This window comes from Jannaschia formosa, assembly GCF_003340555.1.
In the GTDB taxonomy this organism is placed as follows: Bacteria; Pseudomonadota; Alphaproteobacteria; order Rhodobacterales; family Rhodobacteraceae; genus Jannaschia; species Jannaschia formosa.
Genome location: NZ_QPLJ01000010.1, coordinates 26,164 through 48,119 on the forward strand (window position 1 = coordinate 26,164; position 21,956 = coordinate 48,119).

The following is a 21,956-nucleotide window of genomic DNA, read 5'->3' on the forward strand; positions in this document are numbered from 1 at the left end:
GAGAATGAGAGTATTTCGCGCCGGCATCCTGGCGCTGGCGGTAGCCCTGACCCCGGGGCTGGCCGCGGCGCAGGCCCAGCCCTTCGCCCCCGCGGTGATCGTGAACGGCCAAGGCATCACCAACTGGCAGGTCGAGCAGCGCGCGCGCTTCTTCGCGCTTCTGAACGCGCCCAACGCCACGCCGGAGGGGGCCGAGCAGGTGCTGGTCGACGAGACGATCCAGGTCCAGGCCGCGCGCGCGGCGGGTATCGAGCTCACCCCGGAGGAGCTCGATGCCGGCATGGTGGAGTTCGCCGCACGCGGGGGGCTGGAGCCCGACCAGTTCGTGCAACTGCTGGAGCAGCGCGGCATCGCCGCCGAGACCTTCCGCGACTTCGTCCGCAACGGGCTCTTCTGGCGCCAGCTGGTGCAGCAGCGCTTCGGCCCGCAGGCGCGACCGACCGATGCCGAGGTCGCGCGCGCGGTCGCACGCGGCACCGGCGGCGCGGGCGGGGTGCGGGTGCTGATCTCGGAGATCGCGATCCCGCAGACGCCCGAGACCCGCGACGAGGTCGCCGCCCTGGCCGAACGCCTGTCGGAGGAAGTCTCGGGCCAGGCCGCCTTCGAGCAGGCGGCGCGGCGCTATTCCCGTTCGGGCAGCGCAGGGCGCGGCGGGCGGGTGGACTGGCTGCCGCTGTCCCAGCTTCCCCCGCCGATCGCGGGCCGCGTTCTGGCGCTGGCGCCGGGCGAGGTATCCGAGCCGATTGACCTCGGCAATTTCGTCGGGCTCTTCCTGCTGCGCGACCTGGACGAGAGCGGGGCGGTGCCGCCCGACCCGATCTCGGTGGAGTATGCCGAATACCTCATCCCCGGCGGCCGCTCCGAGGCGGCGCTGGCGCGGGCGGCGCAGGTCGATGCCGTAACCGACACCTGCGACGACCTCTATGGCGTGGCACAGGGTCAGCCCGAGAGCGTGCTGCGCCGCGAGACCGTCGCCGTCGAGGCGCTTCCCGCCGATTTGCGGCAGGTGCTGGCGACGCTCGACGAGGGCGAGGCCTCGACCCTGCTGACGGCGGGCGGCAACCTGCGCTTCGTGATGCTGTGTGGCCGCGTGGCCGAGGTGCCGGAGGACCCCGAGGGCGCGCTTCAGGCCGCCGGGCAGGCGATCCTGAACCAGCGGCTCAGCAGCTATGCGCAGGGTTATCTGGACGAGCTTCGGGCCGACGCGATCATCTCCGATGGCTGAGCGCCCGATCGCCGTCACCTGCGGCGAGCCCTCGGGCGTCGGCCCCGAGGTGGTCGCCGCCGCGCGCGCGGCGCTGCCGGAACTGCCGTTCTTCGTTCTCGGAAATCCAAGCCATTTCGAAGGTTTGGGGACAGATCTTCATGTCATCGAGACGCCGGAGGCGGCGCGGACCGACGTGCTCTCGGTCCTGCCGCACGACATCCCCGGCCCGCGCCGCCCCGGCCTGCCGGATGCGGGCCAGGCGGCGGGCGTGATCTCCGCCATCGCGCGGGCGGTCGATCTGGTGCGCGACGGCGCGGCCTCGGCGCTCTGCACCGCGCCGATCCACAAGAAGGCGCTGAAGGACGGGGCCGATTTCGCCTGGCCGGGCCACACGGAATATCTCGCCGCTCTGGCGGGCAGCGCCGAGGTCGTGATGATGCTCGCCTGCCCCGAGCTGCGCGTCGTGCCGGCCACGATCCATATCGCCCTCGACGAGGTGCCCGCCGCGCTGACGCCCGAGGCGCTGGAGACCGCGTTGCGGGTCACCCATGCCGGCCTGCGCCGCGACTTCGGCATCGCCCGCCCCCGCATCGCGGTCGCGGGGCTGAACCCACACGCCGGCGAGGGCGGCACGATGGGCCGGCAGGAACGGGAGTGGATCGACGCGCTGGTCACGCGGCTCGGCCCCGACCTCGGCTGCTTCGGTCCGCTGCCCGCCGATACGATGTTCCATGCCCGCGCCCGCGCGAGTTATGACGCGGCGGTCTGCATGTATCACGACCAGGCGCTGATCCCGATCAAGACCATCGACTTCGCGGGCGGCGTCAACGTGACGCTGGGCCTGCCCTTCATCCGCACCTCGCCCGATCACGGCACCGCCTTCGACATCGCGGGCAAGGGGCTGGCCGACCCGACCTCGATGATCGCGGCGCTGCGCATGGCCCGGGACATGGTGGAGCGCCGCGGATGAGCCTCCCCCTTCGATGCTCCGCAAATATGCCGGGGGGTGCGGGGGGCTGGCCCCCCGCTTCCGGCCCGTTGCGCACCGCGGCGCCGATTCGACGCTCCGAACCATGATCGACGCTCTGCCGCCCCTGCGCGAGGTGATCGCCACGCATGACCTGCGGGCGAAGAAGTCGATGGGGCAGAACTTCCTTCTCGACCTGAACCTCACCGCGCGGATCGCGCGCCTCTCGGGACCGCTGGAGGGCGCGCAGGTGCTGGAGGTCGGCCCGGGGCCGGGCGGCCTCACGCGCGGGTTGCTCGCAGAAGGGGCTGGCCATGTGCTCGCCGTCGAGAAGGACGCGCGCTGCCTGCCCGCTCTGGCCGAGATCGCCGCGGCCTATCCCGGTCGCCTGACCGTGCTGAACGGCGACGCGCTGGAGGTGGACGCCGCCGCCCATCTGTCGGCGCCGTGGCGCGTCGTGGCCAACCTCCCCTACAACGTGGGGACCGAGCTTCTGGTCCGCTGGCTCACCCCGGCGTCCTGGCCGCCACCCTGGCAGAGCCTGACGCTGATGTTCCAGAAGGAGGTGGCGGAGCGGATCGTCGCGGCGCCGGGCAACAAGGCCTACGGTCGGCTCGCCGTGCTGGCGCAATGGCGCTGCGACGTGCGGATCGCGATGACCCTGCCGCCGGAGGCCTTCAGCCCGCCGCCCAAGGTGCATTCTGCCGTCGTGCATCTGACCGCCCTTCCCGCGCCGCGCCACGAGGCCGATCCGGCCGTGCTGGAACGCGTGGTGGCGATGGGCTTCAACCAGCGCCGCAAGATGCTGCGCGCCGCGCTGAAGGGGCTTGGCCCGGATATCGAGGACCGGCTGCGCGCCGCCGGCATCCCGCCCACGGAACGGGCGGAGCGGGTCGGGCTGGAGGCCTGGTGCGCGCTGGCCCGCTCGGTGGCGCAGGCCTGAGGCCTTCGCCCGGGCGGCGGCTCAGGCCTCTTCGGACGGGTGCTCGACGGCAGGGGCCGACTGGGCTTCGTCCTCGGCGGGCGCCTTGCGCCGGGTCCGGCTGCGCTTGGGCTTATCGGCGGTCTCAGCCGGGGCCTCGCCCTGCGGCTCCTCGGTCGCGGGCTTGGCCTTGGCGCGGCTGCGCGTCCTTGCGGGCTTCGGCTGCTGGTCCGCGGCGGACGGCTGATCGGAGGCCGATTCGGGCGTCTCGACCAGCCCGGTCTCGGCCTCGCCACTGTCGATCACGTCACCCGTCTCGGGCTGACGCTCGGAAGACCGGTCGCGGCGCCGGTTACGGCCGCCCTGCGACCCCTGATCGCCGCCTTGGCTGCCCTGCTGGTTGCCCTGGCCACCCTGCTGGTTGCCCGGGTTCCCCTGCTGGTTGCCCTGATTGCCCGGCTGGCCGGTGTGCCCGCCCTGGTTGCCACCGCCCTGGTTCTGGCCGCCTTGGTTGCCACCGCCCTGATTGGCGCCACCCTGATTGGCGCCACCCTGATTCTGGCCGCCTTGGTAGCCTCCCTGCTGCTGACGCGCGTCGATCTCCTTCTGCGCGGCGGCGAGCATGCGGGTGTAATGCTCCGCGTGCTGCTGGAAGTTCTCGACGGCGACCCGGTCGCCGGAGAGCTGCGCATCGCGGGCGAGCTGGTTGTACTTGTCGATGATCTGCTGCGGCGTGCCGCGCACCTTGCCCTCCGGCCCCGAGCTGTCGAAGACGCGGTTGACGATGTTCCCGCCCTGGGGCCGGTTGTTGCGGTTCTTGTTGCGCGAGCGCGACTTGGAACTTCTCATGGAGGGATAATGTCCGCTTTGACTTTGCCGTGGACCTTGCCCGCGTCGGTGCGGGTCAGGGGGTCCGGGTTTCTCGGGCGTCGCACCCGGGGCGGAGGCCATGCCATCCGTCGTCCACTGGGTGCATAGGGGTTATGGGTGCCGGAACGGCCGGATACAAGTCGAATAATGCGCCTGTCGCGGGATTTTGCCGCAAACGACGCGGTTTCTGCCGTCGAGATCGGTCTGGACCCGAAGATCGGCCAGCCCGGCTTGCCGAAACAGGTCCTGGACGGGGTCTGCCTGCGTCGGGCCGATCTCGACCATCAGCCGTCCACCGGGCGCGAGTCGCGCAGGCGCGTCGCGGGCGATGACGCGGTAGGCGTCCAATCCGTCCCCGCCCGGGGTCAGCGCCGCATGCGGCTCGCGCAGGACTTCGGGGGAAAGCCCGGCCATCTCGGCGGCGGCGATGTAGGGCGGGTTGGAGACGATCAGGTCGAAGGCCCCGTCGATACCCGACAGCCAGTCGGCCCGGCGGAAGGTCGCGCGGGCGGCGAGGCCCAGGGCTTCGGCGTTGCGCCGCGCGACCGCAAGCGCCGCCTCGGAGATGTCGGTCCCCAGCCCCTGCGCCTCGGGCCGCGCGGCCAGCAGCGACAGCAGGATACAGCCGGACCCGGTGCCGAGATCGAGCACGGTCGTAAGCTCGCCTTCCAGCGCCGCCTCGACCAGCGTCTCGGTCTCGGGGCGGGGGTCGAGCACGTCGGGCGTGACCTCGAACTCATGCGCCCAGAAGGCGCGGCGGCCGAGGATGTGCGACACCGGCTCCCGCGCGGCGCGGCGGGCGACGGCCTCGTCCAGCCCGGCGCCGTCGAAGGCGCGGCGCAGGCGGCGCAGGTCGCCTTCGGGGTCGGGGACGCCCGCGGCCCGCAGCCGCGCGAGCGCGTCGCTCACGCGCCCATCTCGGCCAGCAGCGCCGCCTGCCGGTCGGCGATCAGCGCGTCTATGATCCCGTCGAGATCGCCCTGCATCACCTGCCCCAGCGAATAGAGCGTCAGGTTGATCCGGTGGTCGGTCATTCGCCCCTGCGGGAAGTTGTAGGTCCGGATCCGCTCCGACCGGTCGCCGCTGCCGACCTGGGCGCGGCGGTCGGCGGAGCGCTCGGCATCGGCAGCGGCGCGCTGCGCGTCGTAGAGTCGCGCGCGCAGCACCTGCATGGCGATGTCGCGGTTGCGATGCTGGGACTTCTCGGACGAGGTCACCACGATCCCGGTCGGCAGGTGGGTGATGCGCACGGCCGAATCGGTGGTGTTGACGTGCTGGCCGCCTGCCCCGCTGGACCGCATCGTGTCGATGCGGATGTCGCTGGCCGGAATGTCGATGTCGACCGCCTCGGCCTCGGGCAGCACGGCGACGGTCGCGGCCGAAGTATGGATGCGGCCGCCCGATTCGGTGGCGGGGACGCGCTGGACGCGGTGCACGCCGCTCTCGAACTTGAGGCGGGCGAAGACGTTCTCGCCCTCGATCCGGGCGACCAGCTCCTTCACGCCGCCCAGGTCCGTCTCCTGCCGCTCCACCACCTCCATGCGCCAGCCGCGCGCCTCCGCGTAGCGGCGATACATCTGCTCCAGGTCGCCGGCGAAGAGCGCGGCCTCCTCGCCCCCGGTGCCGGGCCGGATCTCGAGGATGGCGGGGCGGGCATCGGCCTCGTCGCGGGGCAGCAGGGCGATCTGCAGGTCCGCCTCGGCGCGCTCCAGCCGGTCGTCGAGGTCGGCGATCTCGGCCCGGGCCAGCGCCGCCATCTCCGGGTCGGCGAGCAGCGCCTCGGCCTCGTCGCGCTGGATGCGCAGCGCGCGCCAGGCGCGGGCCTGCTCTGCCACGGGGCGGGCCTCGGCATATTCGCGCGTCAGCTCGCCGATCTCGCTTGGCCCCGGCCCGGCGTTGAGCCGCGCTTCGAGATACTCGAAACGCGCGAGAATCTGGTCGAGACGGTCGGCGGGGATCATCGTGCGGCAATGGGGCCAGACGGGCAAAGGGTCAAGAGCGGGCCGCGTCCGGTCAGGGCCGCCGGTATCGCGTCAGCGCCCGGTAGTCCTTGCGCGGCCCCGTCACCCGCCAGCGCACCGACCAGCAGGGCCAGGCCGAGACGTCATAGCGCAGGCGGTAGTCGTCGGGCGGGCAATCGTGCCGGGCCTCCCGTTCCGGCCAGAACCGGTGGAACGGCCGCCCGTCGCCGAAGGCGACCATGATGGCCGCGCCGTCCTGGTGCCAGAGCGTCTCGCGCCGCGCCTCGAATCCCGTCCCGCCCTGCGTGAGCCGGCCGGCCTCGATGCAGCGCATCCCGCTGCCCTCCGGGTGCCAGAGCGCGGTCCCCCGGAACCGCGCCACCACGCCGTCGGCGTGGCGGATGACCCGGGCGACGGACCAGGGTCCGGCGAGGTCCGCGACCCTCATTCCAGAAGCGCGTCGACTACCGCCCAGACCGCATGCCCGCCGAAGATCAGAAGCGCGCTGAACACCGCGAAGGAGCCGAGGTCCTTCGCATGCTTCGCGAACTCGCTGATCTCGGGCGAGACGCGGTCGACGATCAGCTCGATCGCGGTGTTGAGCGCCTCGATCCCCAGCGAGGCCAGCCACAGCGCAATGGCCACCGCCCACTGGATCGCCCCGACCCCGGAAAGCGCGAAAGCCAGCGCCGTCGCCCCCATCATCGCCGTCTGCAGCCGCGCCGCGCGCTGGGTCATCAGGTAGCGCCCCCCGGCCAGCGAGTAGCCCAGCGTGTCCCAGACATGCGCCGCGACGGGCTTCGTTCCCTTCGGCGGCGGCTGGGTCATGGGCGTTCCCTTTCGGGCCGGGTCGGCGTAACAGGCGCGCGTCCGCAAGAGAGGCCCGCGCATGATCCCCCGCTACTCCCGCCCCGAGATGGTGTCCATATGGTCGCCCGAGACGAAGTTCCGCATCTGGTTCGAGATCGAGGCCCATGCCTGCGACGCCATGGCCGAGCTGGGGGTCATTCCGAAGGAGAATGCGGAAGCCGTCTGGAAGGCGAAGGACGTGGAGTTCGACGTCGCCCGGATCGACGAGATAGAGGCCGTGACCAAGCATGACGTGATCGCCTTCCTGACCCACCTAGCGGAGCATGTGGGGGCCGAGGAGGCGCGCTTCGTCCACCAGGGCATGACCTCGTCGGACGTGCTGGACACCTGCCTCAACGTGCAGTTGACCCGCGCCGCCGACATCCTGATCGCCGACCTCGAGGCGCTGCTCGCCGCGCTGAAGCGCCGCGCGATGGAGCACAAGGACACGATCCGCGTCGGCCGCAGCCACGGCATCCATGCGGAGCCGACGACGATGGGCCTGACCTTCGCCCGCTTCCACGCCGAGATGGACCGCAACCTGCGCCGGATGAAGACCGCGCGCGAAGAGGTGGCGACGGGGGCCATCTCCGGCGCGGTGGGGACCTTCGCCAATATCGACCCGCGCGTCGAGGAGCATGTCTGCGCGCAGATGGGCCTCACGCCCGAGCCGATCAGCACGCAGGTCATCCCGCGCGACCGCCATGCCGCCTTCTTCGCGACGCTGGGCGTGATCGCCAGCAGCATCGAGAACGTCGCCACCGAGATCCGGCACATGCAGCGCACCGAGGTGCTGGAGGGGGCGGAGTTCTTCTCGCTGGGCCAGAAGGGATCGTCGGCGATGCCGCACAAGAAGAACCCGGTCCTGACCGAGAACCTGACCGGTCTCGCCCGGCTGGTTCGCGGCATGGTCGTGCCGGCGCTGGAGAACGTCGCGCTCTGGCACGAGCGCGACATCTCCCATTCCTCGGTCGAGCGGATGATCGGGCCGGACGCCACGATCACGCTGGACTTCGCGCTGGCCCGGCTGACCGGCGTGATCGACAAGATGCTGATCTTCCCCGACAACATGCGCGCCAACATGGACACCTTCCCGGGGCTCGTGATGTCGCAGCGCGTCCTTCTGGCGCTGACGCAGGCAGGCGTTTCGCGCGAGGACGCCTATGCGATGGTGCAGCGCAATGCGCTGAAGGTCTGGGAGGAGCGGGTCGACTTCCGCGAGCAGCTTCTGGCGGACGAGGCGGTGGTCGAGGCGCTGGGACGCGAGGCGATCGAGGCGCAGTTCGACGAGGGCTACCATACGAAGCATGTCGACACGATCTTCGCGCGCGTCTTCGGCGAGTGAGCGGATAGCACTTTCTTGCGGCAGGGGCGCGGAATCTTCGTCGAAGACGCCGCATTTCGCACCCCTGCGACAGAATGGTGTTTTGCCTGCCGCGCCGGCCACGCTACCGTAGCGTCACGCAACAATCTGACGGAGACGACGATGACCAAGATGAAGACGATCCTCGCCGCCGCCGCCCTCGTGGCCGCGCCCGGGCTGGCCTCTGCCCAGTGCAACTGGGGCAAGATGGAGCAGCAGGTGACCATGTCCTGCGCGCCAGGCACGACCTGGGACGCGACCGCCGGGACCTGCGTGCCCGAAGCGACCAGCTGATCCCCCGGACAAGCGATCGGGAACGGACGGGCCCGGCGGGAACGCCGGGCCCGTTCGCGTTGGCGACCATCTTGACGACCTTCGGGCGGGCCGGCCTCGCCTCCCTCTTCCTGCTCGGCGCCTTCTACAAGGCGACCGATCCCGCCGGCTGGAGTGCGGAGTTGCAGTCGGTCGGCCTGCCCGGCGCCCTGATCTGGGGCGTGATCGCCTTCGAGGCACTGGGCGGCGCGGCGCTATTGCATGGAGGACGCCCGGCGGTCGCGGCGGGGCTGGCCTTTGCCGTCTACATCCTGCCGATCAATGCGCTGTTCTATCCCTTCTGGGCCACGGAGGGCGACATCGCGCGGCTTCAGGCGTCGGCCTTCTTCAAGAACGTCGCGCTGATCGGCGCCCTGCTCCACGTCGCAGGGCGCGAGGCGACGCCGGCCAGATAGACCTCGGCCACGGCGCGGTCGTCGCCCATCATGATCGTCGGGAAGACCGCTTCCCAGATCGTTTCGGCGCGCGCCGCGCGCTGGGCGATGGCGGGCGTCGAGGCGAGGTCCAGCACCACCAGATCGGCGGCGGAGCCGATGGCGAGCGTCCCGACCTCCGCCTCCGCGTGCAGCGCACGGGCCGAGCCCTCGGTCGCCAGCCAGAGCAGCTGCGCGGGATGCAGCGCCGTGCCGCCGAGCTGCGCCACCTCGTAGGCGGCCGCCATCGTCCGCAGCATCGAGAAGGATGACCCCCCGCCCGTATCGGTCGCGAGCCCGACGCGGTGCGAGACGAACAGGCCGGGGTCGAACAGCCCCGACCCGATGAAGGTGTTCGAGGTCGGGCAGTGGACCAGCGCGGCCCCGGTCTCGGCCAGCCGCGCCCGCTCCCGCGGGGTCAGGTGGATCGCGTGGCCGTAGAGAGCGCGCGCGCCGAGCAGCCCATGCGCCTCGTAGGTGTCGAGATAGTCGCGCGCCTGGGGGTAGAGGCCCGCAACCCAGGCCAGCTCGTCCACCTGCTCCGACAGGTGGGTCTGCATCAGGCAATCCGGGTTCTCGGACCACAGCGCGCCCAGCGCCTCCAGCTGCTCTGGCGTGGAGGTGGGCGAGAACCGCGGCGTGATCACGTAGCGCGCCCGCCCCCGCCCATGCCACCGCGCCAGCAGCGCCGCGCTGTCGTCATGGGCCGAGACGGCCGTGTCGCGCAGGTCGTCGCGGGCGTTGCGGTCCATGCAGGTCTTGCCCGCCCAGACCGCCATGCCCCGCGACTCGGCCGCGCCGAAGATCGCGTCGACGCTCGCGGGATGGATGGTGCAGTAGCTCGCGACCGAGGTCGTCCCGTTCGCCAGCACGAGGTCCAGCGTCCGCTCCGCGATACCGGCGGCATAGTCCGGGTCGGCGAAGCGCGCCTCCTCGGGGAAGGTGTAGCTGTTGAGCCAGTCGATCAGCCGCTTCCCCCAGGAGGCGATGATCGCCGTCTGCGGGTAGTGCATGTGCGCGTCCACGAAGCCCGGCAGGATCAGCTTGTCGCCGTGGTCGACCTCGGCCGCGCCCGGATGCGCGGCGCGGATCGCCTCGGCAGGTCCATGGCCCAGGATGCGGCCGTCCGCCACGGCGACGGCGCCGCGCGTCTCGTGGCGGGCGGCATCTTCGGGGGGCGTGGCGAAGGGATCGGCCGGGAAATCGAGCAGCTGGCCCAGGATGAGCGTGGTCATGTGGCGGGGCGGCCCGGCCGGCCGGCGATGGCCTCCGCCGGCATTCTGCTTTGCGAAAACATTGCGCTGCGTCCTGGCTCGACCCTGTCGCCGGACGCTTTAGCTGACCGATGAAATCGCCGCTACCCCTCGTGCCGGGCATTCGCTAGTCCCGGCGCGAGCAGTGAGGGACGCCCGCCATGACCGACGCCCAGACCGACCCGACCCCGCGCGAAGAGGACGAGGAAGTCGAACTCGACGAGGCACGGCTCTCCGCGATTCGGGACGCGATCTCCGAGCGCGACGGCACCGCGCTCGACGACCTGCTGGAGCCGCTGCACGGCGCCGACATCGCCGACGTGCTGGAGCAGATCGACGGACAGGAGCGGATGACGCTGATCTCGCTCTGGCACGGCCAGATCGACGGCGAGATCCTGTCCGAGCTGGACGAATCCCTGCGCCAGGAGGTGCTGCAGGCCCTGCCCGCCGAGGACGTGGCCGAGGCGGTGCGGGAGCTCGACACCGACGACGTGGTCGACCTTGTCGAGAACCTGGAGGATGCCGACCAGGCCTCCGCCATCCTCGGCGCGCTGGAGGACAGCGACCGGGTCGCGGTGGAACGGGCGCTGACCTATCCGGAATATTCCGCCGGGCGCCTGATGCAGCGCGAGGTCGTGGTCGCGCCCTCGTTCTGGAACGTGGGCCAGACCATCGACTTCCTGCGAACCTCCGAGGACCTGCCGCAGCAATTCTATCACGTCGTGCTGGTCGATCCCCGGATGCGGCCAGTGGGCCACGTGACGCTTGGCAAGATCCTGTCCTCGCCCCGCGACACCGCGCTGAGCGAGATCGAGGAGGACAGCTTCCGCACCTTCGTGGTCACCGATTCCGAGACCGAGGTCGCCTATGCGTTCAACCAGTATCACCTGATTTCGGCCGCGGTGGTCGATGCGAACGACCGGCTGATGGGGATGATCACCATCGACGACGCGATCCGCATCCTCGACGAGGAGGCAGAGGAGGACATCCTGCGCCTCGCCGGCGTCGACCCGGAGGAGGCGATCTCGAACCGCACGCGTGACGTCGTGCGCCGCCGCTTCCCCTGGCTCGCCGTGAACCTCGTGACCGCGATCGTCGCCTCGCTCGTCATCGCGCAGTTCGACGCGGTCATCGAGCAGATCGTCGCGCTGGCCGTGCTGATGCCCATCGTGGCGTCGATGGGTGGCAACGCGGGAACCCAGTCGCTGACGGTCGCGGTCCGGGCGCTGGCGACCCGTGACCTGACCGGCGCGAATGTCTGGCGCGTCATCCGGCGCGAGATTATGGCCGGGGCGATCAACGGCGCGGCCTTCGCAGTGCTAATGGGGGTGGTCGGTATCGTCTGGTTCGGGTCGCCGATGCTGGGCGTCGTGATCGCCTCGGCGATGGTGATCAACCTTTCGGTGGCGGGGCTCGCAGGCGTCGCCGTCCCGGTTGCCCTAGAGAAGCTCGGCTTCGACCCCGCGCTCGCCTCCGGCACATTCGTGACGACGGTGACGGACGTGGTCGGCTTCTTCGCCTTCCTCGGGCTCGCCACCATCTGGCTGCTCTGACGCGGGACCAGATCAGGCGTTCGGACGTTGGATCAGACAACCTCCAACGGAGACTCGCCATGAACCGCAAGACCGACCCCACCCGTGACGACCACCGCGCCCCCGGGCGCGAGGACAAGACCCCCAAGTCCCCCGCGGCCGCCGCGATGGACGCGGCGACGACCGGCCTGAACATCGGCGCGCGTCACGCGCCCGAGCAGACCGAGGACCATGCGGACGAAAAGCCGAAACGCGAAAAGCGGTAGCCGGGTCCGGCCCTACGCCGCCGCGTCGAGCAGCGCCCGCGCGGCCCCCCGGGCCGCGTCGGTGACCGTATCGCCCGCCAGCATGCGGGCGATCTCGTCCACCCGGTCGGCCTGCGCGACAGGGACGACGGTCGAGGTAGTCACCTCGCCCACGACCCGCTTCTCGACCCGCCAGTGCCGCGCGCCCAACGCCGCGACCTGAGGCGAATGGGTCACGACCAGCACCTGCCCGCCCTCGGCCAGCGCCTTCAGGCGACGCCCCACAGCGTCCGCCGTGGCCCCGCCGACCCCGCGGTCTATCTCGTCGAAGATCAGCGTCATGGAGCGGTCGCCCCCGGTCAGGCAGACCTTCAGCGCCAGCAGGAAGCGGCTGAGCTCCCCGCCGGAGGCGATCTTGTTGAGCGGCCCGGAAGGCGCGCCGGGATTGGTCGCGACCTCGAAGGCCGCCTCGTCGACGCCGAGCGGTCCGGGCGTGCCGGAGCCGAGCAACGTCGTGAAGGTCGCGCGGTCCATCTTCAGCGGCGCCAGTTCGGCGGCCATCGCCCGATCCAGCCGTTCCGCCGCCTCCTGCCGCAGCGCGGTGAGCGCGGCGGCGGCGGCGTCGAACTCGGCACGGGTGCTTTCGACGGCGGCACGGAGGGTGCCCAACTCCCCGCCCGAGGCATCGAGCAGGTCGAGCCGCGCGCGCAGGTCGGCGGCGAAGGCGGGCAGGTCGTCGGGCGCGACCCCGTGCTTGCGCGCGGCGGCGCGGATCGCGAAGAGCCGCTCCTCGGTTTCCTCCAGTTCGCGCGGGTCGAAGGAGAGCCGGTCGAGACAGGCCTCGACCCCGGCCTGCGCCTCGGTCAGCTCGATCATGGCGCGCCCCAGCGCGTCGAGCGCCGCGCCAAGCGCGTCGCCCGCCGCCTCGGCGGCACCGTCCAGCCAGCGGGTCGCGTCCATCATCTGCCCCTCGGCGCCCTGTGGGCCGATCGCCTCGAAGGCGCGGGCGACGTCGCCCCGGATCCGCTCGGCGTTCTGCATCAGGCGGCGCGCGGCATCGAGCTCCGCATCCTCGCCCGGCTGGGGGCCTAGCTTGTCGAGCTCGTCGGTGGCGTAGCGCAGGAAATCCTCCTCGGCGCGGGCCTCCTCGGCCCGGGCCTCGGCCGCCTTCAGTGCCTTCTGCGCGGCGGAGAAGGCCTTCCATGTCCGCCGCGTCTCGGAGGTGTCGGCGTCCGCAAAGGCGTCGAGCAGCGCAAGATGGCCGCGCACGTCCAGAAGCCCCCGGTCGTCATGCTGGCCGTGCAGCTCCAGCAGGCGATCCGACAGCGCGCGCAGCACCTCGCCGGTCACGCGGGTGCCGTTGACCCAGGCGGTCTTGCGCCCGTCGCGGGTGTTGACGCGGCGCAGGATCACCTCGCCGTCCTCGGCCTCGATCTCGTACTCGGCCAGCACCGCACGCGCGGGATGCTCGGGCGGCAGGTCGAAGACGGCCGTGACCTCCCCCTGCTTCGCACCCTGCCGGACCAGCTCCGCCCGGCCCCGCCAGCCGAGGACGAAGCCCAGCGAATCGAGCAGGATGGACTTGCCCGCCCCCGTCTCGCCGGTCAGCACGTTGAGCCCGCCGCCGAACTCCAGGGTCAGGCGGTCGATGATGAGCATGTCGCGGATGTCGAGCGTGCGGAGCATGAACGATCAGTTAATTCGGGGCGCCGCTCTTGACGAGAGGGATAGGCGGAGCGTCGCAACTTCCACGGGGCCGTCAGGCGAGGAACAGGTCGTCGTAGTCCAGCTTTGTGTTGGGCGCCAGGCGGGCGACGATCTCAAGTTGACCGTCATCGTCGTAATCGATGCGGATTTCGCCCGTCTCTCGCGTCCACTCGGCCTTGCCAGACGCGAGCCAGCCATCGACCTGCGCCCGCGTCATTGGCCGGATGTCGTAGTCCTCCCGACCAACGCCCAGCATCTGATCGTTAAAGATCAGAACGTCCTCGTCATCGAAATCGGTGATGAAAGCCTTGTTGTGGTGGCTCGGTTCGGCCGTGATGCCGAAACGGTCGCGCCCACCACCGCCGGTCATGATGTCGGTTCCGCCCCAACCGACAATGAGGTTATTGCCTTCATTGCCGATCAGCTCTTGGCCGAGGTACTTGAAGCGAAGGGGGTCGATTGCCTTCTCCGCCATGACGAACAGGTTGCCCATGCCTTCCGCGGCGATGATCCGCTCTATGCCGATGAAGCCTTCGATCGGCATTCTGTCGTAGACGTAGACCGTATCGACACCGCCGGACCGCGCCCGAGCAAAATGCCCGCCATCCTCATCTAGTATTTGGTCGTTTCCGCGCGAAGGACTGAGTTCACGCGCTTCCATTGAGCTATCAAAAAGATGATAGACGTCATCGCCTGGCCCCCCACGCATGACTGCTCGCCCGTCGTACCGATCGTTCCCGAACAGTGTGTCATTTCCTTCCCCGCCATACAGGTCGGCCGTCCCATTATCTCCAGCACCTTCGCCCCGGGAACCGATCAGGACATCGTTACCATCTTCGCCATAGAGGTCGTTGACAGACGGCCCAGCGACAAGGGTGTCGTTTCCATACCCCCCGTATATGATAGCCATTGCAGAACCAGATATGAGGACATCGTCGCCTCCTTTCCCATCCAAGAACTGGAAGCTAGCGAAGGTCTCTCCCGAAATGGACAGGCGGTCTGGCCCATCGGTCGCGTCCGCCCAATCGTCGGAGAACGGTGCAAAGTCAAAGGCAGCGCGGGGATCGGTGAAAGTCGTGTCTTCAGTCATTTAGTGGGCTTTTCCAGCTGTTGCGAGTCCGGGAGTACTATCCGGAACAGCCGTAACACACCATAGAACAAGCCTACAGCCAGCGGCCCCGGATCGTCCGGTCGTAGACCGACCGGAGCCAGCCCGATCCTGCCGCCTCCGGCGCGAGGCCCCGGCCCGTCAGCTGGCGGAAGGCGTCGTCGTAGAAGGGCGAGGACTGGAAGTTGTAGCCCAGGATCGCGCCCGCGGTCTGCGCCTCTTCGGTCAGGCCGAGGGCGAGATAGGCCTCGACCAGCCGCATCAGCGCCTCGGGCGTGTGAGTCGTGGTCTGGAACTCCTCGACGACGGCGCGGAAGCGGTTGATCGCGGCCGGGTAGTGGCCCCGCTTCAGGTAGTAGCGGCCGATCTCCATCTCCTTCGAGGCGAGATGGTCGAAGGCGAGGTCGAACTTGAGGATGCTGGAGCGGGCATACTCGCTCTCGGGATAGCGCTCGATCACGGTGCGCAGGGCCGAGAGCGCCTGGAAGGTCAGGCCCTGGTCGCGGCCGACCTGGTCGATCTGATCGTAATAGCTGAGCGCCAGAAGGTACTGCGCATAGGCCGCGTCCTCGTCGGCGGGATAGAAGTCGATGAAACGCTGCGCGGCAGCGCGCGCGTTCTCGTAGTCGCGATCCGAATGATAGGCGAAGGCCTGCATGATCAGCCCGCGCCGGGCCCATTCGGAGAAGGGATAGAGCCGCTCGATCTCGGCGAAGAGCTGGGCCGCGTCTTCCGCGTCGCCCTCGTTCAGTTCCCGCTCGGCCTGCTGGAAGATGACCTCGGGCGCGGTGTCCTCGATTGCCGGGCCCTCGTCGCTGCCACAGGCGGCGAGCAGAAGCGCGCCGCAGAGCGCGATCACCGGCCTGCCCGTCCGACATGTCGTCATGGTCGCGTCTCCCGCCCGATCTGCCCGTTCGGGCTTGCCGAGGGTATAAGCGGGACGGGCGGGGGTGTGAAGCATGGCAAACCGCACCGACGGTCAGAGATGCGAGAAGACATCCTTCTCGAGTCCGGCGCCCGGCAGCACGTCGCATTCGCCTTCGGTCAGGGTGCGGATGCGGTAGGCCAGCGGGTCCGAGAGCAGCGCGTGCAGAAGCCGGTTGGTCATCTCATGCCCCGCGCGGATACCGGTATAGCGGCCGAGGATGGGCGCACCGGCCAGCGCCAGGTCGCCCAGCGCGTCCAGCATCTTGTGGCGCACCGCCTCGTCCCGGTGGCGCAGGCCGCCCGGGTTGACCACGCGGTCGCCGTCGATGACGACGGCATTGTCGAGCGAGCCGCCCAGCGCCTTGCCCGCCGCGTGCATCGCGACGACGTCCTGCTGACGGCAGAAGGTCCGGCTGTCGCAAAGCTCGCGCACGAAGGTGCCGTTCGACAGGCGCAGCACCTTGTGCTGGCTGCCGATGGCGGCGTCGGCGAACTCGATGCGGAAGTCGATCTCCAGCTCTCCGGCAGGCTCCAGCACGGCGGTGCGGTCGCCGTCGGTGACGGCGACGCGGCGCAGCACCTCGATGGCGTGGACCGGAACCGACTGGCGGCGGATGCCGGCCTTGAGGATCGCGCGCACGAAATCGGCGGCCGAGCCGTCGAGGATCGGCACCTCCGGCCCGTCGATCTCGACGATGGCGTTCAGAACGCCGCAGCCCGACAGCGCGGCCATGACATGCTCCACGGTCGAGACGGAAACGCCCGCCTCGTTCACGAGCAGGGTGCAGAGCGGCGAGGTCCGGACGGCGTTGTGGCGCGCCGGGATCATGTTGTCGCCCTCGACATCGGTGCGGCGGAACCAGATGCCGTGATGGGCGCTGGCGGGCTGGATCGCGATGCGGGCCGGCTGGCCGGAATGGAGACCCACGCCGCTGAGCCGGATCACGGATTTGACGGTAGTTTGCATCTGCGTCGTCCTCGCCGTTTCTCACGAGAAGGTCGTGACGCCTTCCCTGCGAAGATCAGCTACGAACGGACGGGGTTCGACACAATTCAACCGTGGTTACGGCTTGAAACCTGCTCCCGAGGCGCTTGGCGGAAAAGCGCCGATGCGGAAAAGGCCAAGGGATTACGTCGCGATATCAGCACCAAATCCCGACACGCGGACGTGAAGATCGCAGGGGTGGCCATACAGGTGTGAACGACGGATCGCGGGAATCGCAGGCTCCGGGCCTTCGAAACGTTGGTGGCGGGGCGGAGGCGGCAGCGTCCGACCCGGCGGACGCCGGGCCGCCTCCCCAGTCACCACGAAATACGGCGGCCCCGAAGGGGGCCGCCGCGGTCGGCTTGGGTTGCAGGTCTGCGTCCGGTCAGTTGGCCTGACGGCGCAGGAAGGCCGGGATCTCGATCCGCTCCTCCTCGGGCTCGGCGGCGGCGGCCGGGCGCTTCGGGGCGTGCTGCTCGGCCGGGGCTGCCGCGTCGCCATGGCCTGTCATCCGGTTGATGAGCGAGCCGATGCCGAAGCGCTGGCCGTGATCGCCGACCGGGGTCGAGGCGCGCGGCGCGGGCTTGGCCGGGGCATGGCCGTCGCGCTCACCGCGCAGGACGGCGGCGCGCAGCCGGTCCATCGTCTCGGGCGAGGGTGCGCCCGGACGGGGGGCGGTGAAGCTGGCCGCCGGCTCCGCCGCCTGATGGCGCGGGGCGGGCGGCGCCGGGCGGAAGGCGGGCGCCTCGACCGGCTGGGGTTGCGGCTGAGCCGTCTGGGGGGCGCGGCGGTGGCTGAAGAAGTCCTCGACCTCGACCTCCTGCTCCTCGGCCTCGACTGCGTCGAAGAAGTTGCGCTCGGCCGGCTCCTCCCGCTGTTCGCGGGCGGCGATGGGGGCCGGCTCGGGCTGGGGCTCCGGCTTCAGGGTCGCGGCGGCGGCCGCCTGGGTCTCGACCGGGGCAGCCGGCTCGGACAGGCGGCGGCGCGGGACCGGCGTCTCCTTGCTGGCGACGGCGTCGATGCCGGTGGCCACGACCGAGACGCGCATCATCCCTTCCATGTCCGGATCGAGCGTGGAGCCGACGATGATGTTGGCGTCCTCGTCCACTTCCTGGCGGATGCGGTTCGCGGCCTCGTCCATCTCGAAGAGGGTCAGGTCGTAGCCGCCCGTGATGTTGATGAGCACGCCCTTCGCGCCCTTCAGCGACAGCTCGTCCAGAAGCGGGTTGGCGATGGCCTTCTCGGCGGCCTCGACGGCGCGGTCCTCGCCCTCGGCCTCGCCGGTGCCCATCATCGCCTTGCCCATCTCGTCCATGACCGAGCGGACGTCGGCAAAGTCGAGGTTGATCATGCCGGGCCGGACCATCAGGTCGGTCACGCCCTTCACGCCCTGATAGAGCACGTCGTCGGCGAGGCTGAAGGCCTCGGTGAAGGTGGTCCGCTCGGTGGCGAGGCGGAACAGGTTCTGGTTCGGGATGATGATGAGCGTGTCGACGACCTTCTGGAGCGCCTCGACGCCCTCCTCGGCCTGGCGCATGCGCTTGGCGCCCTCGAACTGGAACGGCTTGGTGACGACGCCGACGGTCAGGATGCCCAACTCGCGGGCGGCCTGCGCGATGATCGGCGCGGCGCCGGTGCCGGTGCCGCCGCCCATGCCGGCGGTGATGAAGCACATGTGGGCGCCGGCCAGACGGTCGACGATCTCCTCGATAGTCTCCTCGGCGGCGGAGGCGCCGACCTGCGGCCGGGCCCCGGCGCCCAGACCTTCCGTCACGCGGACGCCGAGCTGGATGCGGGCCTGCGCGTGGTTCTGCGCCAGCGCCTGAGCGTCGGTATTGGCGACGACGAACTCGACCCCCTCCAGGTCCTTCTGGATCATGTTGTTGACGGCGTTTCCGCCGGCCCCGCCGACCCCGAACACGGTGATCCGCGGACGCAGGTCGAGCTCGGCGGTCCCGCCGGGCATGGAGAGATTCAATGTCATCGTTGGTCCACCTGTATTACGGGCCCGCCAGAGGCCACTGCTCATGTTCCGACACGGTCTGTCGCCGCCTTGATTGGGTCACAGTTTAGCGACCGTCTTGCCGCACGTCATCCAAAAAACGAATCGCGACGGAGAGAAACGGCAGATCGGCAACGGGCCGCAATCCGTGGCGCGGGGGACACAGCAGGGCGTCGGGGAGGGCCGAGCCGAAAGGCCCGGCATGACCCACCGCCCGGGGCGGCGGGCGCCGGATCGGCCTACCAGTTGTCCTTGAACCAGCGGACCGCGCGGCGCAGCGGCGCGCCATGGGCGCGCTGGGGGATGTAGTCGAAATCCCAGAACTCGTCCTGGGGCTCGGCCCCCTGCATGCAGAGGCCGACGCAGGCCGCGAAGGCCGGCCCCTTGGCCGCCTCGGGCAGGCCGTGGACGCGGAGCGGGCGGCCCAGACGGACCTGGTTGCCAAGGATGCGCGCCGCCAGCGCGTCGAGCCCCGGAAGCTGCGAGGCCCCGCCGGTCAGCACGATCCGCTGCGAGGGCAGATCGCGGAAGCCCGCCGCGTCCAGCCGGATGCGCGCCTCCTCAAGGATCTCCTCGACGCGGGGGCGGATGACGCCGATGAGGTCGGTGCGGGTGATCGTGCGGCGGTCGTGATGCCAGTCGCCGGTATCGCCCTCCAGCGCGATCTGCTCGCGATCGTCCATGCCGGTCGCGACGACGCCGCCGTAGCGGGTCTTGATCATCTCGGCCATCTCGCGCGGGACAAGGAACGCCTGGCTGATGTCGGAGGTGACGTGCTCGCCCCCCATCCGCACCGTGTCGGCGAAGACCATGTGCTTGCGCATGAAGATCGAGATGCCGGTCGTGCCGCCGCCCATGTCGATGCAGGCCGCGCCCAGCTCCTTCTCGTCCTCGACCAGCGCCGAGGTCGCCGCGGCATAGGGCGCCGAGGCGAGGCCGGCGAGCTCCAGGTCGCAGCGGTGGATGCAGGTCAGCAGGCTTTCGACGGCGAAGGCGTCGACGGACAGCAGGTGGACATCGGCGCGCAGGATCTCGCCGGTCTGGCCGCGCGGGTCGCGCAGCGTGGTGCGGTGGTCGATGCCGAAATTGACCGGCTGCGCGTGCAGCACCTCGCGCCCCTCGCCCAGGTCCGGCGTCTCGACCGAGGCCAGGACCCGGCCCACGTCGTGGACGGTGCAGGGCCCGTTGTCGAGAACGATCTCGCCCGACATGCCGAGGCTGCCCGGACGCCCGCCCGAGAAACAGGCGATCACGTGGTCGACCCGCACGCCCGCCATCTTCTGCGCGCCCTGCACGGCGGTGCGGATGGCGCGCTCGGTCTCGGGCATGGCGTCGACCTCGCCCATGCGGATGCCGCGCGACCGCGTGGTGGTGGCGCCGATGACGCGGAAGTTGGACTGGCCCGCCATGTGGCCCACGCCCTCGCCCTGGGGCGTGTTCTCCTCAAAGCGCAGCACGAGGCAGGCCGTCTTGTGCGTGCCCACGTCCAGGATGGCGACGACACCACGCTGCAGCGCGGCCTGACGTTTGCGGCGCATCGCCCGCTGGGCTTGGAACACACGGCTCATTCGTCGTCCTTCTCGTAGCTCAACCGTTCGAGGTCCTGCAGGCGCTCAAGCTCCTCGCGCGCAGGCTCCGACAGGCGGAGGGTGGGGCGGTCTCCGAGCCGCATGTCGACGACGGTGACATCGCGCGACAGCAGATCGGTGGCGGAATGCATGGCCAGCACGCGGTCGAGCGCGGCGGCAGGCGCCTCCTCCGGCAGGAGGATGCGCTGGTCGCGGGTCAGCACCACGTCCCAGCGGCGGGTGCCGACCCGGGTCAGGCCGACCAGTCGGTCGGCCACAGGGGCGGCGGCCTCGATCAGCGCCAGCGCCTGCGCGGCCTCGCGGTCGGCGCCCTCGCCCGCGATCAGCGGCAGCGCCCCGGCCATCGAGATGTCCTCTAGCTGCGCCACGTGGTGCCCGTCGGCGTCGAGGGCGGTGATCCGGCCCTCGTGGGACCAGGCCAGCGCCGGCTCCCGTTCCGTTACCTTCAGCAGCAGGACGCCGCCCGCCTTCACCCGGACCTCGGCGCTCTCGACCGGGTCGAGCTCCTCCAGCTTGCGGCGCAGCGCCTCCATGTCGAGCTGGAACTGCGACAGCGGCAGGTCGACGGGCAGCACCTCCTGGATGTCTTCCTGAAGCTGCTCGGACGCGCCCTCGATACGCAGCAGCGTGACCATGAACTCGGGCCGGTCCTGCACGGCGCGGACCATGCTTTCCCAGCGGTCGACGATGGCGGTCTGCCGCACCTCGTCGTCGATATACCAGACGGCCATGGCGATGACGGCGAAGCCGGGCAGCCCCCAGCGCACCAGCCAGCGGAACATCGGCGTCAGCCAGAGTCGCTGCATCCGGTAGTCGAGCTTCGACGGCGCGGGGTCCTTCACCGGTCGCATGACGCCTCCTCCACGAGCCGGGCGCAGAGCTGGCCGAAGGTGATCCCTGCATGATGCGCCTGCTCGGGGCTGAGCGAGGTCGGCGTCATCCCGGGCTGGGTGTTCGTCTCGAGCAGGATCAGCCCGTCGAGGCCCCGGCTCTCGTCCCAGCGGAAATCCGTCCGGCTGATCGAGCGGCAGCCTAGGGCGCGATGGGCCCGCATCGCGAAGTCCTGGCAGGCCGCGAAGATCTCGGCCGGGATCTCGGCCGGCAGGATATGGGTCGATCCGCCGGCGCTGTATTTCGCCTCGTAGTCGTACCAGCCCCGGGTGACGATCTCGGTCACGGTCAACGCCGCGTCGCCCAGCACCGTGCAGGTCAGCTCCCGCCCCGGGGCATAGGTCTCGACCATCACCTCGGCGGGCATCGTATCGGCCAGCGCCGGCGGGGCGTTCGCGCCCTCGGGCACGATGTAGATGCCGACCGAAGAGCCCTCGGCATTGGGTTTCACGACATATGGGGGGGCCATGACATGCGACGCCATGGCGGTCTCGCGGGGGACGATCCGGCTCTCGACGACCGGCAGGCCGTGGGCGCGGTAGATGTCCTTGGTACGGGTCTTGTCCATCGCCGTGGACGAGGCCAGCACTCCGGAATGGGTATAGGGCAGGCGCAGCCATTCGAGCATGCCCTGCACGCAGCCGTCCTCGCCCCAGCGGCCGTGCAGCGCGTTGAAGACGATGTCCGGCCGCAGCTCGCCCAGGCGCTCCGCAAGGTCGGGTCCCGCGTCGACTTCGAAAACGCGATAGCCTTCCCCGCGCAGCGCTTCGGCGCAGCCACGGCCGGTGGAGAGCGAGACCTCGCGCTCCGAGGAGGGACCGCCCATGAGGAC

At 70.2% G+C, this 21,956-nt stretch carries 22 protein-coding genes; 8 read left to right on the top strand and 14 right to left on the bottom strand.

The features are described from left to right. Positions 1-4: 4 nt before the first annotated feature. The 3 genes from DR046_RS11970 to rsmA all read left to right on the top strand — a co-directional run bounded on the left by DR046_RS11970 (position 5) and on the right by rsmA (position 3,117). On the top strand, positions 5-1,225 hold the full coding sequence (locus DR046_RS11970; protein ID WP_167767091.1) for a peptidylprolyl isomerase: 1,221 nt from the start codon (positions 5-7) through the stop codon (positions 1,223-1,225). After that, positions 1,218-2,177 (top strand): 4-hydroxythreonine-4-phosphate dehydrogenase PdxA, encoded by a 960-nt coding sequence (pdxA, locus tag DR046_RS11975; protein WP_115382627.1) that lies wholly within the window; start codon positions 1,218-1,220, stop codon positions 2,175-2,177. The genes DR046_RS11970 and pdxA overlap by 8 nt, the downstream gene beginning before the upstream one ends. A gap of 103 nt (positions 2,178-2,280) precedes the next feature. Continuing rightward, entirely contained in the window at positions 2,281-3,117 is an 837-nt protein-coding gene (gene rsmA, locus DR046_RS11980) for a 16S rRNA (adenine(1518)-N(6)/adenine(1519)-N(6))-dimethyltransferase RsmA (RefSeq protein ID WP_209313576.1), read from the top strand. 21 nt (positions 3,118-3,138) lie between these two features. Here rsmA and DR046_RS11985 read toward each other — a convergent pair whose 3' ends face one another. From DR046_RS11985 to DR046_RS12005, 5 genes are all read right to left on the bottom strand, one after another. Beyond that, the gene (locus tag DR046_RS11985) at positions 3,139-3,945 is read right to left on the bottom strand and encodes a DUF4167 domain-containing protein (RefSeq protein ID WP_115382629.1); all 807 of its coding nucleotides are present in this window, start codon (positions 3,943-3,945) and stop codon (positions 3,139-3,141) included. A gap of 132 nt (positions 3,946-4,077) precedes the next feature. Continuing rightward, on the bottom strand, positions 4,078-4,875 hold the full coding sequence (prmC, locus tag DR046_RS11990; protein WP_115382630.1) for a peptide chain release factor N(5)-glutamine methyltransferase: 798 nt from the start codon (positions 4,873-4,875) through the stop codon (positions 4,078-4,080). Continuing rightward, positions 4,872-5,927 (bottom strand): peptide chain release factor 1, encoded by a 1,056-nt coding sequence (gene prfA, locus DR046_RS11995; protein WP_115382737.1) that lies wholly within the window; start codon positions 5,925-5,927, stop codon positions 4,872-4,874. Before prfA ends, prmC begins: the two co-directional genes overlap by 4 nt. A gap of 52 nt (positions 5,928-5,979) precedes the next feature. Beyond that, entirely contained in the window at positions 5,980-6,375 is a 396-nt protein-coding gene (locus tag DR046_RS12000; RefSeq protein WP_115382631.1) for a DUF6314 family protein, read from the bottom strand. Next, the gene (locus DR046_RS12005; protein WP_209313577.1) at positions 6,372-6,755 is read right to left on the bottom strand and encodes a diacylglycerol kinase; all 384 of its coding nucleotides are present in this window, start codon (positions 6,753-6,755) and stop codon (positions 6,372-6,374) included. The genes DR046_RS12000 and DR046_RS12005 overlap by 4 nt, the downstream gene beginning before the upstream one ends. 61 nt (positions 6,756-6,816) lie before the next feature. Between DR046_RS12005 and purB the strand changes: the two genes are divergently transcribed. The 3 genes from purB to DR046_RS12020 all read left to right on the top strand — a co-directional run bounded on the left by purB (position 6,817) and on the right by DR046_RS12020 (position 8,867). Beyond that, positions 6,817-8,121, top strand: coding sequence for an adenylosuccinate lyase (purB, locus tag DR046_RS12010; protein WP_115382633.1), 1,305 nt, complete (start codon positions 6,817-6,819; stop codon positions 8,119-8,121). A gap of 141 nt (positions 8,122-8,262) precedes the next feature. Next, positions 8,263-8,433: an adenylosuccinate lyase gene (locus DR046_RS12015; RefSeq protein ID WP_115382634.1), complete on the top strand. Its 171-nt coding sequence runs from the start codon at positions 8,263-8,265 to the stop codon at positions 8,431-8,433. A 59-nt stretch (positions 8,434-8,492) separates the two neighbouring features. Further along, positions 8,493-8,867, top strand: coding sequence for a DoxX family membrane protein (locus DR046_RS12020; RefSeq protein ID WP_115382635.1), 375 nt, complete (start codon positions 8,493-8,495; stop codon positions 8,865-8,867). Here DR046_RS12020 and guaD read toward each other — a convergent pair. After that, the gene (gene guaD / locus DR046_RS12025; RefSeq protein WP_115382636.1) at positions 8,783-10,120 is read right to left on the bottom strand and encodes a guanine deaminase; all 1,338 of its coding nucleotides are present in this window, start codon (positions 10,118-10,120) and stop codon (positions 8,783-8,785) included. The genes DR046_RS12020 and guaD overlap by 85 nt on opposite strands. A gap of 179 nt (positions 10,121-10,299) precedes the next feature. On the opposite strand from guaD, the gene mgtE reads away from it, so the two are divergent. Then, on the top strand, positions 10,300-11,691 hold the full coding sequence (gene mgtE / locus DR046_RS12030) for a magnesium transporter (protein WP_115382637.1): 1,392 nt from the start codon (positions 10,300-10,302) through the stop codon (positions 11,689-11,691). Positions 11,692-11,750: 59 nt separating this feature from the next. Next, positions 11,751-11,936 (top strand): hypothetical protein, encoded by a 186-nt coding sequence (locus DR046_RS12035; protein WP_115382638.1) that lies wholly within the window; start codon positions 11,751-11,753, stop codon positions 11,934-11,936. A gap of 12 nt (positions 11,937-11,948) precedes the next feature. Here DR046_RS12035 and recN read toward each other — a convergent pair whose 3' ends face one another. From recN to DR046_RS12075, 8 genes are all read right to left on the bottom strand, one after another. Beyond that, entirely contained in the window at positions 11,949-13,601 is a 1,653-nt protein-coding gene (gene recN / locus DR046_RS12040; protein ID WP_115382639.1) for a DNA repair protein RecN, read from the bottom strand. A gap of 73 nt (positions 13,602-13,674) precedes the next feature. Beyond that, positions 13,675-14,712: a hypothetical protein gene (locus tag DR046_RS23255; protein ID WP_135227296.1), complete on the bottom strand. Its 1,038-nt coding sequence runs from the start codon at positions 14,710-14,712 to the stop codon at positions 13,675-13,677. Between the two features lie 73 nt (positions 14,713-14,785). Beyond that, entirely contained in the window at positions 14,786-15,616 is an 831-nt protein-coding gene (locus DR046_RS12050) for an outer membrane protein assembly factor BamD (protein WP_115382641.1), read from the bottom strand. Positions 15,617-15,709: 93 nt separating this feature from the next. Beyond that, positions 15,710-16,624 (bottom strand): UDP-3-O-acyl-N-acetylglucosamine deacetylase, encoded by a 915-nt coding sequence (lpxC, locus tag DR046_RS12055; protein WP_115382642.1) that lies wholly within the window; start codon positions 16,622-16,624, stop codon positions 15,710-15,712. A gap of 403 nt (positions 16,625-17,027) precedes the next feature. Continuing rightward, the gene (ftsZ, locus tag DR046_RS12060; protein ID WP_115382643.1) at positions 17,028-18,626 is read right to left on the bottom strand and encodes a cell division protein FtsZ; all 1,599 of its coding nucleotides are present in this window, start codon (positions 18,624-18,626) and stop codon (positions 17,028-17,030) included. Positions 18,627-18,883: 257 nt separating this feature from the next. Next, positions 18,884-20,212 (bottom strand): cell division protein FtsA, encoded by a 1,329-nt coding sequence (gene ftsA, locus DR046_RS12065; protein WP_115382644.1) that lies wholly within the window; start codon positions 20,210-20,212, stop codon positions 18,884-18,886. Continuing rightward, positions 20,209-21,084 carry a cell division protein FtsQ/DivIB gene (locus tag DR046_RS12070; RefSeq protein WP_115382645.1) on the bottom strand — a complete coding sequence of 292 codons (876 nt, stop codon included), beginning with the start codon at positions 21,082-21,084 and terminating at the stop codon, positions 20,209-20,211. Before DR046_RS12070 ends, ftsA begins: the two co-directional genes overlap by 4 nt. Further along, the gene (locus DR046_RS12075; protein ID WP_245190922.1) at positions 21,072-21,950 is read right to left on the bottom strand and encodes a D-alanine--D-alanine ligase; all 879 of its coding nucleotides are present in this window, start codon (positions 21,948-21,950) and stop codon (positions 21,072-21,074) included. The genes DR046_RS12070 and DR046_RS12075 overlap by 13 nt, the downstream gene beginning before the upstream one ends. Positions 21,951-21,956 lie beyond the last annotated feature (6 nt).